15 protein-coding genes are annotated in these 16,103 nt (G+C 35.4%); 3 read left to right on the top strand and 12 right to left on the bottom strand.

Going from position 1 to position 16,103, the window contains the following annotated elements:
• Positions 1–14 precede the first annotated feature (14 nt).
• The 3 genes from xerD to R6U77_RS18350 all read left to right on the top strand — a co-directional run bounded on the left by xerD (position 15) and on the right by R6U77_RS18350 (position 3,439).
• Positions 15–914, top strand: coding sequence for a site-specific tyrosine recombinase XerD (gene xerD, locus R6U77_RS18360; protein ID WP_293921191.1), 900 nt, complete (start codon positions 15–17; stop codon positions 912–914).
• Positions 915–988: 74 nt separating this feature from the next.
• On the top strand, positions 989–2,167 hold the full coding sequence (gene deoB / locus R6U77_RS18355) for a phosphopentomutase (RefSeq protein ID WP_319836746.1): 1,179 nt from the start codon (positions 989–991) through the stop codon (positions 2,165–2,167).
• A gap of 21 nt (positions 2,168–2,188) precedes the next feature.
• Positions 2,189–3,439, top strand: a complete 1,251-nt coding sequence (locus R6U77_RS18350; RefSeq protein ID WP_319836745.1) for a thymidine phosphorylase — start codon at positions 2,189–2,191, stop codon at positions 3,437–3,439.
• A gap of 51 nt (positions 3,440–3,490) precedes the next feature.
• Here R6U77_RS18350 and R6U77_RS18345 read toward each other — a convergent pair whose 3' ends face one another.
• From R6U77_RS18345 to R6U77_RS18290, 12 genes are all read right to left on the bottom strand, one after another.
• Complete coding sequence (locus R6U77_RS18345) at positions 3,491–4,174, bottom strand: M23 family metallopeptidase (protein ID WP_319836744.1); 684 nt, start codon at positions 4,172–4,174, stop codon at positions 3,491–3,493.
• Entirely contained in the window at positions 4,175–4,549 is a 375-nt protein-coding gene (locus tag R6U77_RS18340; protein WP_319836743.1) for a hypothetical protein, read from the bottom strand.
• On the bottom strand, positions 4,549–4,854 hold the full coding sequence (locus R6U77_RS18335; RefSeq protein ID WP_319836742.1) for a hypothetical protein: 306 nt from the start codon (positions 4,852–4,854) through the stop codon (positions 4,549–4,551). The genes R6U77_RS18340 and R6U77_RS18335 overlap by 1 nt, the downstream gene beginning before the upstream one ends.
• Before the next feature lie 13 nt (positions 4,855–4,867).
• Positions 4,868–5,212, bottom strand: coding sequence for a hypothetical protein (locus R6U77_RS18330; RefSeq protein ID WP_319836741.1), 345 nt, complete (start codon positions 5,210–5,212; stop codon positions 4,868–4,870).
• A 131-nt stretch (positions 5,213–5,343) separates the two neighbouring features.
• On the bottom strand, positions 5,344–5,793 hold the full coding sequence (locus tag R6U77_RS18325) for a hypothetical protein (protein WP_319836740.1): 450 nt from the start codon (positions 5,791–5,793) through the stop codon (positions 5,344–5,346).
• A gap of 24 nt (positions 5,794–5,817) precedes the next feature.
• Positions 5,818–7,812 (bottom strand): DNRLRE domain-containing protein, encoded by a 1,995-nt coding sequence (locus R6U77_RS18320; RefSeq protein WP_319836739.1) that lies wholly within the window; start codon positions 7,810–7,812, stop codon positions 5,818–5,820.
• A gap of 34 nt (positions 7,813–7,846) precedes the next feature.
• Positions 7,847–10,144: a LamG-like jellyroll fold domain-containing protein gene (locus R6U77_RS18315; RefSeq protein ID WP_319836738.1), complete on the bottom strand. Its 2,298-nt coding sequence runs from the start codon at positions 10,142–10,144 to the stop codon at positions 7,847–7,849.
• A gap of 44 nt (positions 10,145–10,188) precedes the next feature.
• Positions 10,189–11,133, bottom strand: coding sequence for a LamG domain-containing protein (locus tag R6U77_RS18310; RefSeq protein ID WP_319836737.1), 945 nt, complete (start codon positions 11,131–11,133; stop codon positions 10,189–10,191).
• 1 nt (position 11,134) lies between these two features.
• Positions 11,135–12,490, bottom strand: coding sequence for a LamG-like jellyroll fold domain-containing protein (locus R6U77_RS18305; RefSeq protein ID WP_319836736.1), 1,356 nt, complete (start codon positions 12,488–12,490; stop codon positions 11,135–11,137).
• Positions 12,491–12,540: 50 nt separating this feature from the next.
• Complete coding sequence (locus R6U77_RS18300) at positions 12,541–13,797, bottom strand: SPRY domain-containing protein (protein WP_319836735.1); 1,257 nt, start codon at positions 13,795–13,797, stop codon at positions 12,541–12,543.
• Positions 13,788–15,728 carry a LamG-like jellyroll fold domain-containing protein gene (locus R6U77_RS18295; protein WP_319836734.1) on the bottom strand — a complete coding sequence of 647 codons (1,941 nt, stop codon included), beginning with the start codon at positions 15,726–15,728 and terminating at the stop codon, positions 13,788–13,790. The genes R6U77_RS18300 and R6U77_RS18295 overlap by 10 nt, the downstream gene beginning before the upstream one ends.
• Positions 15,729–15,749: 21 nt before the next feature.
• Positions 15,750–16,082 carry a hypothetical protein gene (locus tag R6U77_RS18290; RefSeq protein ID WP_319836733.1) on the bottom strand — a complete coding sequence of 111 codons (333 nt, stop codon included), beginning with the start codon at positions 16,080–16,082 and terminating at the stop codon, positions 15,750–15,752.
• Between the last annotated feature and the right edge of the window lie 21 nt (positions 16,083–16,103).

Genomic DNA, 16,103 nt, shown 5'->3' with positions numbered 1-16,103 from the left:
GAGAACTTTTCAGTATGAATGTATTGCAGGATGCCATTTCAGATTATATTCATTTTATTCGTGTCGAGCGCCAGCTTTCTGATAATACGCTCGTTTCCTATGAGCGCGATTTAGCGAGCTACGCAGCATTTGTAGAGGCACAGCAGCTACCATCCTTTAATGAGGTAACACGTGCAACGATTTTATTACATTTAGAGGCGTTGCGTGCAGCAGGAAAAACACCGCGTACAATCGCGCGCCATATTTCCTCGATTCGTTCGTTTCATCAGTTTTTATTACGGGAAAAGATAACGACAACCGATCCAACTGTGCATTTAGAAATGCCACAATTAGAGCAAAAGCTGCCGAAGGTTTTATCGATTCAAGAAATCGATGCATTAATCGCAGCCCCAGACTGCTCAAAGCCTCAAGGCATTCGCGATGTGGCGATGTTAGAGCTGCTATATGCAACAGGGATGCGCATTAGTGAGCTAATTGAGCTTGATATTAATGATATTCATTTAACGATGGGCTTTGTGCGCGTTTTTGGTAAAGGTGGCAAGGAAAGAATTATCCCACTTGGTCGTGGTGCAATTGAGGCGTGTGAAAACTATTTAGGAAGGGCACGCTATGATTTACAAGGGAAATATCCAAAAACCGATGCATTGTTTATTAATCGCCGAGGAAAAAGGCTGACGAGGCAAGGCTGCTGGAAGCTGTTAAAGGAGCATGCACAGACAGCTAAGATTCAGCATGAATTAACACCACACGTTTTGCGCCATTCATTTGCCACACATTTAATCGAAAATGGAGCAGATTTGCGCGCGGTACAGGAAATGCTCGGACATTCTGATATTTCAACAACACAAATTTACACGCATGTTAGCAAGACGAGATTATCTGAAGTATATAAGCAATTTCATCCACGTGCATAAGTTCAGATGTCTGACCTTTATTTTTTTTATATTTTTGGTAAACTATATATAGAATGAAAAGGAGGTTGTGTAAAATGGAAGCGTTTAAAAAAATACATGTAATTGTAATGGATTCAGTAGGAATTGGTGAAGCACCAGATGCACATAAATTTGGTGATGTTGGCTCACATACATTAGGTCATATCGCTGAAAAAATGAATGGCTTAACGATGCCAACGATGGAGGGCTTAGGCTTATCTAATATTCGTGAGCTACAAGGTATTGCAAAGGCTGCTGAGCCAAAAGCTTATTATGGCATGATGCAAGAAGCCTCTGTAGGAAAAGATACGATGACAGGGCATTGGGAGATTATGGGCTTGAACATTGATAAGCCTTTTAAAGTATATCCAGACGGTTTCCCACAAGAATTAATTACACAACTTGAGGAACGTACAGGCCGTAAAGTATTATGCAACAAGCCTGCCAGTGGTACAGCAGTACTTGATGATTTTGGACCGGAGCATATGGAAACAGGTGCAATTATCGTTTATACATCTGCTGACCCAGTTTTGCAAATTGCAGCACATGAAGAAATTATCCCATTAGATGAGCTTTATAAAATTTGTGAGATTGCACGTGAATTAACATTGCAGCCTGAATATTTAGTAGGTCGCGTTATTGCACGTCCATTCATTGGGGAACCAGGCAATTTTACGCGCACATCAAATCGTCATGACTATGCATTAACACCATTTGGTCGTACAACGATGGCTGAAATGAAGGATGCAGGCTTAGATGTGATTGCGATTGGCAAAATTTCAGATATTTTCAATGGTGATGGCGTTACAGAATCTGTGCGTACGAAAAATAATACGGATGGTATGGATAAAATGGTTGAGGTTGTACAGCGTGATTTCCACGGCATGAGCTTTTTAAATTTAGTGGACTTTGATGCTAACTTCGGTCACCGTCGTGATCCAATCGGCTATGGTGAAGCGCTAGAGGAATTCGATCGTCGCTTACCAGAGGTACTAGAGCAATTAGGCGAAGAGGATTTATTAATTATTACAGCCGATCATGGGAACGATCCGACATTCCCAGGTACAGACCATACGCGTGAATATGTGCCATTAATCGTTTATTCTCCACGCTTTAATGGTGGAGCTGAGCTGCCATTACGCGAAACATTTGCAGATATCGCAGCAACGGTTGCTGATAATTTCAACATCGCAGCGCCTAAGTTTGGAAAAAGCTTTTTACAAGAGCTGAAATAACAATGTCAGGAGAGAAAATAGATGAACACTGTAGCAATCATCGAAAAGAAAAAGTTTAATGAAGCATTAACAAAAGATGAGATTAATTACATCATCGAAGGGTACACAAATGGTGATATACCTGATTATCAAATTTCCGCTTTATTAATGGCAATTCGCTTAAATGGCATGTCAGATGAAGAAACTTTTTATTTAACTGAAGCAATGGTTAATTCTGGTGATATCATTGATTTATCAAGCATTGAAGGCTTTAAGGTTGATAAGCATTCTACTGGAGGCGTAGGGGATAAAGTCACGCTAATGGTTGCACCAATTTTAGCAGCACTTGAAATACCTGTAGCTAAATTTAGTGGGCGTGGTCTAGGTATTACAGGCGGAACTGTCGATAAGCTAGAATCGATTAAAGGATTTAATGTGGAGCTATCTGAAGAAGAATTTATTAACAATGTTAACAGATACGGTGTTGCGGTATCTGGTCAATCAAAGGATTTATGTCCTGCTGATAAAAAGCTATACGCTTTAAGAGATGTGACAGGCACAGTTGATTCTGTTCCATTAATTGCGAGCTCTATTATGAGTAAAAAAATTGCAAGTGGCTCTGATGGCATTGTTTTAGACGTAAAATATGGCAATGGTGCCTTTATGAAAACGAAGGAAGAGGCGAAGGTTTTAGCAGAGCAAATGGCGAAAATCGGCAGCTCCTTTGGACGAGATGTTCAATACGAGCTAAGTGATATGAACAACCCTCTAGGCTATGCAATTGGCAATAAAATCGAGGTATTTGAAGTGCAAGAGCTATTAAGCCATACAATGAATAACAATAAAGACCTATATGAAAAATCTTTAGAAATAGCAGCTAAAATGTACAGCATGGCAACAAAGGAATCACTTGAAAGCTCACTTCAAAAAGTAAAAGAAGTATGCGATAACAAAAAAGCATTAACGAAGTTTTCTGAGTGGATCGCTTCTCAAGGTGGAGCTGTGGACGATATCGCATTTCCACAAGTAAAGCATGTGTACAAGCAAAACAGTAATAAAGCAGGCGTAATCAAATCAGTAAACGCTAAAACAATCGGTGAAATATCTGTTGAGCTTGGTGCAGGTAGAAAAACGAAGGAATCTCCATTAGATTATGATGCATATATCATCTTGCATAAAAAACAAGGAGATACGATAGCAGAAGGAGACTTGTTAGTTGAATTAGGCTTTAATAACGATATTGATTATAAAATCCTATTAGATAGAGCCTTATCTGCATTTGAAATCGAATAGTACGAAAAATAGTCACGAATCATCATGATTGGTGACTATTTTTATGATATATTAACGAATAAATTTATCATAAAAGCGTTTAAGAATGCTACCTAACTGTTCACGATTAGCAAATTTCTCAGGATTCTGCCCATTCAGTAAGCCTTCTTGTTCAGCCCATTTCCATGCCTCTGCATGTGAGCTTGACGCTTTACGTGGCTGAATTTTATTTTCCTTGTTGTTTAGCTCAGAAGTCAGTTGATTAACTTTTGCCTCCTGTGCAGCAATTAATTGTTTAAGCTCGTTATATTGTGACATTGTTAAATCCTCATTTCCATCATTTAAATGAATATATTTCATCGCATCTACGGCATTAGGCTGTCCGATTTTCCATTCACCATTATGTATTTCAAAATGTAGATGTACACCATAGGAGCGCCCCGTATTGCCCATAATGCCAATTTGTTCACCCTGCCGCACTCTTTGACCAACCTTTACACAAGATGAATCGAGATGCGCATAATTTGTATCCATTCTTTTTCCTAGAATCGTATGGCGAATCATCACAACATTGCCATAAGTGCTTAACGGCTGCGCTTTAATAACAATACCATCAGCACTCGCATAAATGGGAACCTTGCCTGTAGAGGCTAAATCCACCCCTTGATGCCATTCTCTATTGCCTGCAATCATTCGCCAGCCAAAAGGAGAGGTCAGCCTGACATTGCCCTTTACAGGACAAATAAAATCAGCCATTTAATCCATCTCCCTGTCATTCAAATAAGTGCCATAAACGTAAAACATGACATCCTCATTATTTTCTAGGAGCTTTGTCACCGTTATTAACGCTTCAGCCACTAATGAAGTAAATGTTTCGAATGAGATAAAATATCGCAAGTAGGGGAAACGTTGAATAAATAAGTTATAAACGTAGCGCAATTTAACCTGTCCAGTCCCTTGCCCTAAAGCTTTTTCCGCTTCTATACAGGCATAAACTAACCACTCTACAATTTTTTCGTATAGCTTTTCTTGCAAGGACATAGGGAGCTTAAAAATCACCAATAACACTAACAAAAAGCCTACAAATAAAAAAATAAGCAATGTCCAATATTCAATCAAAAAATTTAACATTAAAATCCTCCATTGTCTTCATCATTTTCTGCATTTCTAGCCATTTTGCGATTGACGATTGCAGAAGCCGTTTTCACTGTAAATATACCTGCAATCACAGTCGCAAAAGGTATATCTAGCACGCGTATTAAATCAATATATGTAGTAGATAGCTCAAAGCCTAAAAACATGCCAATGATAACGATAATTAAGCCAAACCCTATTCCACCAAATAAAACGGCTGACATTAACAGCACGATGAAATCCTGCTGTGATAAGCCATCCGCATCATTTTTCCAGAAGTATATGCGCCTATTTTTCTTCAAATATCGTCCCCCCCTATAAACCGAGTTTAAATAAGATATAAGTGCCTAAAATCATTGTTGGGAGGGTAATTAACCATACAATATATTTCTTTATAATTTCATTGAAGGAGAGGCTGCCATTTTCTAATGTTTCCTCCATATCATCGACACGCTTTCCAATTGCTTTGACATCTTTACGCAGCTCATCCTGCGTCATATTTAATTTAGTTAAATTGACATTAATATTGTTTAATGTTTCATTCGTATCATCAAGCTGCTTTTGCTGTAGCTTATTGATTTCTTGCTGCTGCTCTGATACGACAGTTAATCTGGATAATAATTCATTATTTCCTTCCAGTCTTTCTGTACGCTTTTTCAAATTTCTCAGCTCCGTTTCCGTCGAAGCCAATCTTTCACGAATTCTGTCATTGTCCACTGAATCACCAACTTTGCTTTGTAAATAAAAAAGAGAGCTAGGGGAACTAGCTCTCTCAATGAAAAGAATTTTCTTTATGCTTCTAATAAACAAATATCTTCAAAAATTTCACAGAAACGATTATATAAGCTTGCCTTCGCTCCTGTAAACTCTAAATCACAATTTAAGACAATGTCTTGCAAGCATTTTAACATATCGATTTTACTTTCCGTTTCTTCGATAATAAAATCTTCATTCATCATTAGCGCAATTTGGTTTTTTACTTCGTTTTCTACATCTGCACTAGGGAAAATCACAAGCTCAATTTCCTCATGATCAATTGCTTTTTTTTCTGTCATAGGCTGTCCATCATCATTTTTTACTGCATATTCGTTGATAAGCATTAAGCGCTCTTTTTTAATAAGCTCCTGTTGCTCCTCCAATAAGCTAATAAACCTTGTACGCATTCGTGATTCTTTATTTTTTAAAGCCAAATTAAATAAAAAAGCCTGTAGCTCACCAATTTCGTAATTTTTAATAATCATAAAACCAATTTCTCCTTTGACAATTTATATAATAAACGCATATGCGCCACCTTTAGAACCTACTTGAATCACAGTAAATACGTTATTCACCATGAAAATACGCGACTCAACAACTGCTAACACATCAGCATCCACCCATGTTGGAACGGTGATTTCTGTATCCACTTTTTTCTTCGTAATAGAAATTTCAGTGTGAATTTGAGAGACAGCCTTCACATCAATTTCAGTCACAACTTGAGAGACAGCCTTTACATCAATTTCAAGAGGAATTGCATCAATATGTTTTACGTAAATTTCTGCATCACGCTCAGATTGCTCGTCTACGATTACTGAAATAGACGCTTCAATAGAAGGCTTGCTAACAATCAACTCAATCATTGTGTCAGATTTAATATTTGGTTCAATTTCTACCCAAATATCATTTCGATATTTAACCTCAATTTCAGCTTCAATTTTTGGTTTTGTGACATGAATAACAGTTTGTAAATTTCGTTCTTTTGTAACTCTTGGTGTAATCTCAACAGGAAGGGCATCTTTATTAATAAAGATTTCAACAGGCACAGTCGAAGTCCAAATATCAAGTGCTTCAATTTCAACAAGAATACTATTTTCATCATTTGTTGGAACGGTGATTTCAGCATCCACATGAGGTTTTGTAATTGAAATCTCTGCATCAATTTGAGATTCATCATGAATGACAGGTGTAATTTCTATTGGAATAGAAGGCTTAGTAACAGTAAGACAAGCATCAACCTGAGATTCCCTTTGTAATCGAGCAGTAATCTCAGTGTCAATATTGTTCATATGCTTGATATATATTTCAACAAAAACGACTGGTCTACTAACAGTAAGTTCAACATTTTTATCTTTTTCACGAGGAAGTCTAACACTAATTTCTGCTGTTATTTTGTCATCATCAACAGGAATAGCTGCAGTAATTTCAGTAAATACATAAGGCTTAGTAATACATATTTCAGTTACGATATCTGAATCTAGGGGAACTTCCACTCTATGAACATAGATTTCTGTATCGACTCGGCTAAAGCCATAGTCTGATTTAACAGTAATCTCAGATTCTACAATTGATTCATCTGCTTTATAGACAAAGATTTCGGTTAAATGCTGACTTCTACCTTGAGAGAATATTCTTGAATCGTAATATTTAACGACTAGCTCAGGAGGCTTAATTGTTTCTCTCGTATAAAATGTTATTTGACCAAATTCGGTTTCATTTGATAATCGAATAATAAAGCCATTATTCACTTTATTTAAAGCAACCCAATCTTTGACAACATCTAAAACATCAAATTCAATATAGCCTGCTTGTTCATTCGTCTTAAAGTTAGATGAAATTAAATGAATAGGGCTAGGTCTGTTTAAATGTGTAATATTAGTTTCCTGCCATGCACTATCCGCATTTAGAATTTCAAGCTTTAAATGTGCAGGGGAAGCTCCTCGATAGTACAGACGTAAATACGTTTCCTTTAATACATATGAAGAATTAACTGTAGATAAATCAAATTGCACAAAGGAGCGCCAAATATCGTCTTGGCTACGACCAACAACCATCGATGAATTGGAGCCATAGTTAATCGATTGATAGCTTAGCTGCTCTCTTGTGAAAGAATCCTGTGTAGGGTTAAAAATATCTGTAACAATAGGGGGCTGCTGTATTTCATAAATGGCGTACATGCGATTATGAGGCGGTACTTCAATTTCAGCCAACATATTGTTATAGCCAATTGGCTGAATTTCTGTCAGTATGTCAGAATTGCCACGATACATGACATTCAAGTATGTGTCTTTATTACTAAATCTTAATGCACGAGAAATTAACTCGATTAAAGTGGTGCTTTCTTTTTCAGGTCTAGCAACAATTTCGATATGTTTCTCTGATTGCCCAACAGCAATTAGCTTATATTTTGCTTGAAAGCTGTTGTTTGGCTGTATTTCAATTTCAGTATATATATCATTTTGAGAGGAATTTTCTGCTGCTGTATCGAAATTTATATCCTCCATAATAAAATCACTTCCTTATCACATTGTATTGTGATTAGGCTTTTTCTGCTCTCACGATAATGTCAAATGAGCCATTTGCGTCAGGCGTTGCGCCTAATTCAGACTTTAATCTAACGAAAAATGAAAATTCCTCGTTATTTTTCAATACTTTATTTAATCTTAATTCAGGGTGAGGTGTAAAAGGAGATAGGCTTGTGCTAAACTCACATGTCATGCCTGTAGGGAAATTAGTTGTATTAGCATATAAATGCACATCTTTGACATCATAGCCATATTGATTTTTTAGAATCACTTCATGCTCAATTGTTGTTTGACCTGCGATAATAACACCAAAATCAAGGTATTGTAACACCTCACCAATTTCACTTGAATAATATTGCCCATAAACATCCTTAAACATGAGACCTGAATATGTACCAATAAATTGCGTTGACCAATAATCAGTCGTACCAAAGAAGTCTTGGAATTCTACTTTTAAAGTGTTCCAATCGTCAATATGAATATCCTTACTACTGATTGCTAATTCAATATTTTGAGGGGACTCACCAAGCTTCGTAAAGCTACCATCATCAGGGAAGTAATGCTTATTATTCAACAACACTCGATACTGAACACGAGTTAAATCAGCATCACTTAGAATACCTTTAAGCGTATTTCCATTTAGCTCTATATCAATTTTGGCGGTTGTATTTAAAATATATAAGCTTGTATCTGAAATCGTTGTTGTGTTGCGTGGAAGATAGTCCTTATATGAAACATTTTCCACAATTGAAACAATGGTGTCACGAGGATTATCCTTTAAGAAAACACCAATGTTAAGGTATCTTTTATTCCAAGTTTTCCATTGCTTATCCGTAACAGCATTTAGCTCATGATACTTCATTCCATTAACTGAGATTGCCTGCTCTGTAAAAGTATCTTTCTCAATAAATGCCTCTGTTTCATTGTCCCAAACATACCAGCTACTTGTATCAGTATCCGTCACAAAATAACGAGCCTCATCACGATAAGATTGTGAAATATCATTAACAAAAACATCCTCTAAATAGCCATATAGCCGTTTAGGATTGACTAATTTAATAAACTGTGGCTTAGGTACAGCTTTTATTTCAAGCACTCGTTGAGCAGTTTCAGGCGCTTCATCCGTCCATGTCACCACTTCAAAATCACCCTCCAATTCATCAAGTGGCGACCAATTGGCTTCAAGGATTAAATCAGCTTCATTGACAGCTTCATCATCTGTATAATAAAGAACCTCGACTTCATCGCCAAATTCGTCGTAAATGTCGAATGGCTCTGTCGTTGTGGAAACGATAATATCCTCTGTTGATTCGGTGTAAGCTAAGATAGTAGGTAATTCCCCGATGTAATCGTAAACACTGTATGGGTCAACCTCTGTTTCTACGATAATTTGCGAAGCGTCCGAATCTGTGTAGTAAATGACCTGTGGGTTATCGCCTAGTAAATCTTTTGCTGTAAATGGCTCTTTATTGAGTACAACAGATGCGTATTGCTTATCTTCAAAATCTGACCACATGACAATGGAGTTATCACCTGCTAGTTCTTGCCATTGAGCTTCCGTAATATGATTTAAGTTGTTCATCCCATATTGGATGAAGTTTTCTTCGGTTGGTGTAATTGTTTGCCATGATATGCCGTTGTGATATTTGTGTTGTGTGTTGTGTTGGACTAGGTGTTTGTCAGGAATAGGGGAGATTACTTTATCGTAGATTTCTATTTGGTCTAATTGACCATTTAGATAATTTAATATATTAGAGCTATTTTTTGCTACACCGATAAATGTTACATCTGAGTATGGTGTATGTTCTGTTCCCATTATAGTAAAAATTTCAGTGACACTATTTACACTTACACCTAGTGTTTTTTTTGTAAAATCAAAATAAACTATTATATCATGCCATTTTCCAACTTCTATCTCTTTTGAATGGCTAAAGGAAAATTCATATTGTCCGTTAACTCCCTTTGTATGGTCTACTCGTATTTTATTTGCATAATGTGATATTTGGATGCCTTTTTGAAGCGTAAACCCGCCACTTAAAAGAAGTGTTTGCGAAGCTATACTTCTTGGCATATATTTAAACCTTATAGTTTTATTGCCATAAGGTATGATAGTAGAGTTCATTTGGATATATTGATTGATTCCATTAAAACTCATGGCATTTCCTTGACCATCCCAACCTATCACACGCTGAGGATTATTGTACAATGTACCTGTATATCCACCTATACTATCCAGAACATTTCCACTTACTTCATCAAAGCCAATAAAGGCTTTCCCATATTTATTTAAATTATCTTTACTATTAGCCATTGTATTGACCTCCAATATTTTTCCATAATAAAAGGGCAACCATTTTAATCGTTGTCCTCAATAAATGCTGTTTTAAATTTATTATTAATAGGGATGGTAAACATTTTTCCATTGTTTAAAGATGATTTATTATTGCTTACAATCTCATATTCAGTGGAGATTCTTGTTAGGTCAATTGGTAGTCTATCAACTGCTGAATCAATCTCATGAATCAATCCACCTTGAGATAATAGTGTATTTTCCTCTGTGTTAGGAATCTCTTTCACACGAGTTGAAGAAGAGGAGGGAACTAGATTTTTGTTAGATTCTGATTTGATTGTTAATCGCTTTTGTTCAAAATCAGAGGGGGAGAGGGCTTTATTATAAATTTGTAAATCGTCCAGTTGACCATTGAAATAGTAATAATTTGTACCCGCAGACATTCTACCAATAGTGAGATTATTGGTATGAGAAACTGTTTCTACTACATTAGCTGTACCTACTACGTTAGGCGTTGCCATGTCGTCAATATACATTTTAACTGCACCTACATTGGTAGTACCATCCCAAGTTAGCAATATGTCATGCCATTGGTTATCGCAAACATTTATAGTGGATTCTAGTGAGAGTCTAAGTAGTCTTGTTGAAGCTCTATTGGAAAGCCAACCTAATGCTCCACTGTCTCTTATAGAAACTGAATCTCCATGAGTAGTGGCTGTGATGTGAGATGTTCCAAAAATAGAAGAAGTAGCCTGTCTATTGGTTTTAATTTTAAATCTAATACTCTTAGCTCCAATAGGTAAAACCTTATTGTTAAATGAAATCCAATTACTGCTCCCATTAAAACTCATAGAACTACCTTCACCATTCCAACCATCAACTCTTGTTGCACCTGTTACAGTACCTACATAATTATTCAACCCTAGTTTATCGTAAACATTACCACTCGCTTCATCAAAACCAAACCATGCGACTCCGTACTGCGCCATTAGTTGCTCTGTTGTTGCCAAATTAATTCACCTCTCTATATCCAAATATTAATTGCCCAATAGATGTAGTTGCCGTAGAACCATTGTTGGATAATATTTTTACTCTATAAAATCTATTATTTAATATCCCTATAGGATATACTCTTTCTTCATAAGCAGTCCAACCTATTTGATTACTATAGCTTTTAACAATACTCCAAACAATACCATCGTCTGAAACGTATATTTCAAAATCTTTAGGCGACATAGAAGGAGAGCCTACACTATCTCTTCCAACAATCTTTAGTACATTTACTTTTATCTTTTCCCCAAAATCTATAGTTAGATAGCATCCGTTCCTATCTATACCTAAAGAACTCCAACAATCTTTAGTATCATTAATCCCATTAAAAGCTTTCCATGCTTGGTAGTCTATACTGTACTCACTACTAGCACTTGCAACTAAAGGTGCAGGGGTAGTATTGGAAGTCATGTTTCTTTCGTACCATGTGTAAATAAGCTCAAAATTATCTTCTTTAATTTCCTTAATATTCAAACTATTTACTTTACCAATTTCTTGTGTAAACACTTTTCTATTTACATTATCAATAGGTGATTCATTCACATAATTATGTTTAGTAAAAGGTGCATCTAATTGAATTTCTTTTCCTTGTTCAATGCCATGCAAAATCATGTTTTTATTTGATAAAGAAGGTAGTGAAATAAGAGTTTTTTCTGCTAGAGAATAATATTTATCTGCATTTTCATTTTTCATAACAGACCTCGTAGCTACATCAATTTCAAAAGTATCAAAAAGAACAGTCCCATATAGGGAGGTATTTTCCATATTGGTGTTTAGTTCATATATTAAATTAAGGTTATTATTAATAATCTGTTTGGAGCTTTTTTCTATACTATCTATTGGCAAGGCTACATCCCACAACCTAACCAATGCTAGAGAACCGTTAAAAAAAGATTTGTAATTTGCAGACCAATCACCTATAGATATATGTGAATTAGTCGAAGTAGAGTTGCCGAATGTAATACCTTCACTTATTTTTTGGAAATTTCTATAAAATTCAAATGATTTGCTGTTTTTAATTATTAAAGCAATGTGCGCCCATTCACCAACAGGATAATTCAGTGTATTAAAATCATCTAAGGCAGTTCCTAGCAAACCTGACTCTCCGCTTCTAAAGCCTATTTTGCCTTGATATATGTGAATTCCGTTAGCGGTAGTCCCTGAACCTCTCATTAAAAATGAAGAATAGTCCATTTGCGTAATAGAATGTGGTTTCATCCACAACTCGATTGTGAAGTTGTTTCCATAAGCAGTGTTTAAGGGATTTGTTAAACTGCCTGTACCATTAAAATTATAAGTTTTTATTTTCTCAGGCACTATAATACTCCTTTCTTATTGTATTAAGAAAACCAAATTAAAACTCAGCACTAATCAAAACTAATGCTGAGTGGTTTTCTATTTAATTGTGCAGTCCAAAGACCTTCTTCGTTTTCCGAAATAGTGTCTTGTAAAATGTAGTTTTTACTTGCGAAAATAGTATTAAATTCTGTAAAAGAGTCTTCTCCATATTGAACAAAATTATTTTTTTTATGAGAAGGCATTTCTATTAAATTATAAGGACTCTCAAACATCTCTAACTCGCCAATAGATAAATATGTGTCACCATTATTTGCAAAAACATTAATTCTATATATTTTATAGAAATTTTGTTTGGATATAAGAAAGTTTCTTTTTTGTCCAATAGTCCAAGAAGTTTGATTAGTTTGAGTATCTAAAATAGACCACGTAATTCCATCATCATTACTTCCTTCGAATGTCCAGTCTTTGGGCGCTCTATTAATTAAAGTTGCATTGCTTGTAGAACCTCCACTCATTTGACTAGATACAGAATAACTTACAAGTCTCTTTTTAGAAGTAAATTCATAAGATAACCATCCATTTTTTGATGCATTTGTTATCCATGCTTGTGATTCTGTTGTATTATTGTGATTAAAACCATAATAAGCAGGAGTCGTTGTGTAGAAACCACTAGCTCTAACAATACCATAAGGAATAGTATTCGAAGTCATTGCAGGAATTACGTTTTTTACATCTTCTTTTAATAAAGAGTATGTTTTCTCATTACTTAAAAGTAAGGCTTTACCTATAATTCCCTTTTGACTGCCATCATATGAATAATATTCTTTAGGTATATTATGAGAGAAATCTGACGCTCCAAAGTTAACTGTCATTGTTCTTGTTCCAGTAGAGGCACTTCCACCGACACCTATATTTATAGGCTTGTGGGGGAAAAAATCATTTAAAAAACCTATGTTTTTACCTTGAGATATTCCATTTATAAAAAACTCTAAATCTCCATGATCTATATTCAATGCGACACCTAATATATCACCTGTTGCGTAGGGGGCAGTGAACGAAGTTCTAGTCACTGCTCCGCCAAGACTTCCATTATTTGACCAAAAAAATTGTGTGGATGAACTAGAAGCACCTGAACCAAAAACTGGATTTGTTGTTACAATATCTACTCTATGACTCGTACCTGCTCCTACAGAAGCTTCAAAATACCATTTACCACTGTTTTTCCATTCTGTTGATATTCGTATGCCGTTAGATGCAGTGTTTGTTAAATTTCCATTGCTTAGTGTACCTGTACCTATACTGCTGTCTAGGGTTACTATTGCCATTTCATCTCACCTCTCATACTTCTAATATCAAAATATTTCTTTAAATCAATAGTTTTGCTAAATATTTTTCCTGTTTCATCAACACCTATATTTTCGTTTTTTTCTGACATTAGGACAGGTTGAAGTGCTGTTATTTTTCTATCAAAGAAAGGAAAATCGAGAAGATAGTCATTCATACCATATTGTTGAAATTCTTCAAGTGTAGGTAATGTATTAAATTCAAAATAAGATGTTGTACTTTCTTCTTTGATATTCCAACTAATATTTCTTGTTCCACTTATGCCAAAACTATAATTACTATAATCCACAGGATTTCCTGTGCCTTCGTTTAGCTTATACCAACCAACTAGGCTATTGTCAAAATCCGTTAGCTCATAAAAATTCTCTTTAATTTGTTCTACTGTTCTAGGCGTGTTCCAAAATCTAACATCAGTTAATTCTCCGTTAAAATACTCTTGATAGGCAGAGCCTGCGTTGGGGTTTGCTCCAATTGCGAAAGTTTGTCCTGAATTTTTTACTGTTCCTGCATAATTCACAACATTATCTAATTCTCCGTTGACATATATTTTAAGAGCAGATTGGTCATAGGTGAAAGCAATGTGATACCATTGATTAACTTGAAGAACCGTATTTGAAGTTACACCCCTATATGCACCATTAATATAAGCTTGCCCATGAGCCTTGTTTCCAGATAATGATATTCCGTACCCTGCTGATTCTATTCCTGAAACAATTTGTTGGAAATTTGTGCCGATAGGCTTAACCCAAGCTTCTAAAGTAAACCTAGTGTAATTGTATCGTTGAGACAGCCTAACGAAACTAGAGCCTATAAATCTCAAGCTATATTTCTCAGCTTTTTGTTTATAAGCTCGATAAATTCCATCATTACCTTTAAAAAATGTTTTATTCTTTCTGCCGTAAAACTTAATCTCTTTTACTGCCCATGCCCAAGAACTAGTTTCAGGGTTACTTTTTGCAAGTATTCTACAATATTGTGCTTTAAAGGGCTTTTTAAGAATAATTTTATTTCTAATTGCTGACACAGAAACAAACTCTGCACTTACCCAAGAAGTGCCGTTATTAGAATATTGTACTGCTATCGAAGTTACTGCTGAGCCTCCTGTTGGTTGGTCTAGTATTACTGTATCTATCTCTACTGCTTCTTTGAATTTAGCGCCTATCCAAGCGTTATTTGCAACAGGTGTTATGCTACCCCAATATGTAACGGGGTCATTATCAAATGCCTTGTCTAATGTTCTATCAGGATAATTTGGCTGAACTTGATTTGAGCCTAATTGAGCCTCAATAAAGTCATTTAATAATAATGCGGATTGTTGTTTTATTTTATGAACATGAGTAAACTCATTGCGATTATTTTTATACCTATGTAAACTGCCTTCTTTATTCCAAGTTTCATCCACAGTCATGCCAATCTCATAATCACGTTTTAAACGTAAACCATTGATAGTATCAATATAGTCTCTTTTTTCAAATAGTTTTTTATCATTTTCATTTTCAAACTCAGAGATTAAAAACACATCCGTCACAAACCCTGCAAATAAGTCAACCCTAACCTGAATATATTGCTTCGTATCAGATAAAATTGCACCATCATAGCCTACAGCAACCCAATCAGACCAATCGATATTGTTATCTGAAACTCTTGTTAATATGGCAAATGAGCTAGTGCCATTATCAATATTAGAGGCAAACACTTTTTCAAAATCATGAAACTTGTCTTCTAAATTAATCACATCTGAAACCCAAGTACCTTCCTCTGCATAAACAGGGTTTCCTTGACCATCTGTGTCAACCTGAGCTAATCGTAAATAGCCTGTTGTTAAATCAATTTCTGTATTATTGTGAGTACCTGAAACTCCAATAGGTAAGCCTATTTCTTTGCGTTCTAAGTTACCACCTACAATTGTCATAGAATATCTTCCTTTCTAGTATTAAATCTGAATTATATTGCCATCTTGTCTATCACCTGTATCAATAGATTCAATACCACCAATAAAAGTAACAAAATTACCGCTTATGTTTGTGAATGAATTGTCTAAAAATAATACAATTAGCTTTGAGCTTTTTGGTGCTTTAATTTCGCCAATCCTAGCATCTAAACCTTTACTAACAAGATTCTCTACTAGTTTTTCAAGTGAGTATTTTCCTACGCCAATTGTGTAAGCTGTTTCATTCGAAGACTCAAATAAAGATAGCTTGTTGTTTATAGCTGTTATTTCTAGGGAGTCATTTTTATCAGGAAGGTGTAACCAAAATCTTTTCATTATGTAGTGCCTCGCTTTCTA

It is taken from the genome of Lysinibacillus louembei, assembly GCF_033880585.1.
Lineage (GTDB): Bacteria > Bacillota > Bacilli > Bacillales_A > Planococcaceae > Metasolibacillus > Metasolibacillus louembei.
This window is presented reverse-complemented; position numbering and strand designations above follow the sequence as displayed.

What these genes read in the sequence shown, in the direction of transcription:
- deoB (WP_319836746.1), top strand. Translation starts at nt 989, where the DNA reads ATGGAAGCGTTTAAAAAAATACATGTAATTGTAATGGATTCAGTAGGA.
- R6U77_RS18290 (WP_319836733.1), bottom strand. Translation starts at nt 16,082, where the DNA reads ATGAAAAGATTTTGGTTACACCTTCCTGATAAAAATGACTCCCTAGAA.
- R6U77_RS18340 (WP_319836743.1), bottom strand. Translation starts at nt 4,549, where the DNA reads ATGTTAAATTTTTTGATTGAATATTGGACATTGCTTATTTTTTTATTT.
- R6U77_RS18325 (WP_319836740.1), bottom strand. Translation starts at nt 5,793, where the DNA reads ATGATTATTAAAAATTACGAAATTGGTGAGCTACAGGCTTTTTTATTT.
- R6U77_RS18300 (WP_319836735.1), bottom strand. Translation starts at nt 13,797, where the DNA reads ATGGCAATAGTAACCCTAGACAGCAGTATAGGTACAGGTACACTAAGC.
- R6U77_RS18320 (WP_319836739.1), bottom strand. Translation starts at nt 7,812, where the DNA reads ATGGAGGATATAAATTTCGATACAGCAGCAGAAAATTCCTCTCAAAAT.
- R6U77_RS18345 (WP_319836744.1), bottom strand. Translation starts at nt 4,174, where the DNA reads ATGGCTGATTTTATTTGTCCTGTAAAGGGCAATGTCAGGCTGACCTCT.
- R6U77_RS18350 (WP_319836745.1), top strand. Translation starts at nt 2,189, where the DNA reads ATGAACACTGTAGCAATCATCGAAAAGAAAAAGTTTAATGAAGCATTA.
- xerD (WP_293921191.1), top strand. Translation starts at nt 15, where the DNA reads ATGAATGTATTGCAGGATGCCATTTCAGATTATATTCATTTTATTCGT.
- R6U77_RS18315 (WP_319836738.1), bottom strand. Translation starts at nt 10,144, where the DNA reads ATGGCTAATAGTAAAGATAATTTAAATAAATATGGGAAAGCCTTTATT.
- R6U77_RS18295 (WP_319836734.1), bottom strand. Translation starts at nt 15,728, where the DNA reads ATGACAATTGTAGGTGGTAACTTAGAACGCAAAGAAATAGGCTTACCT.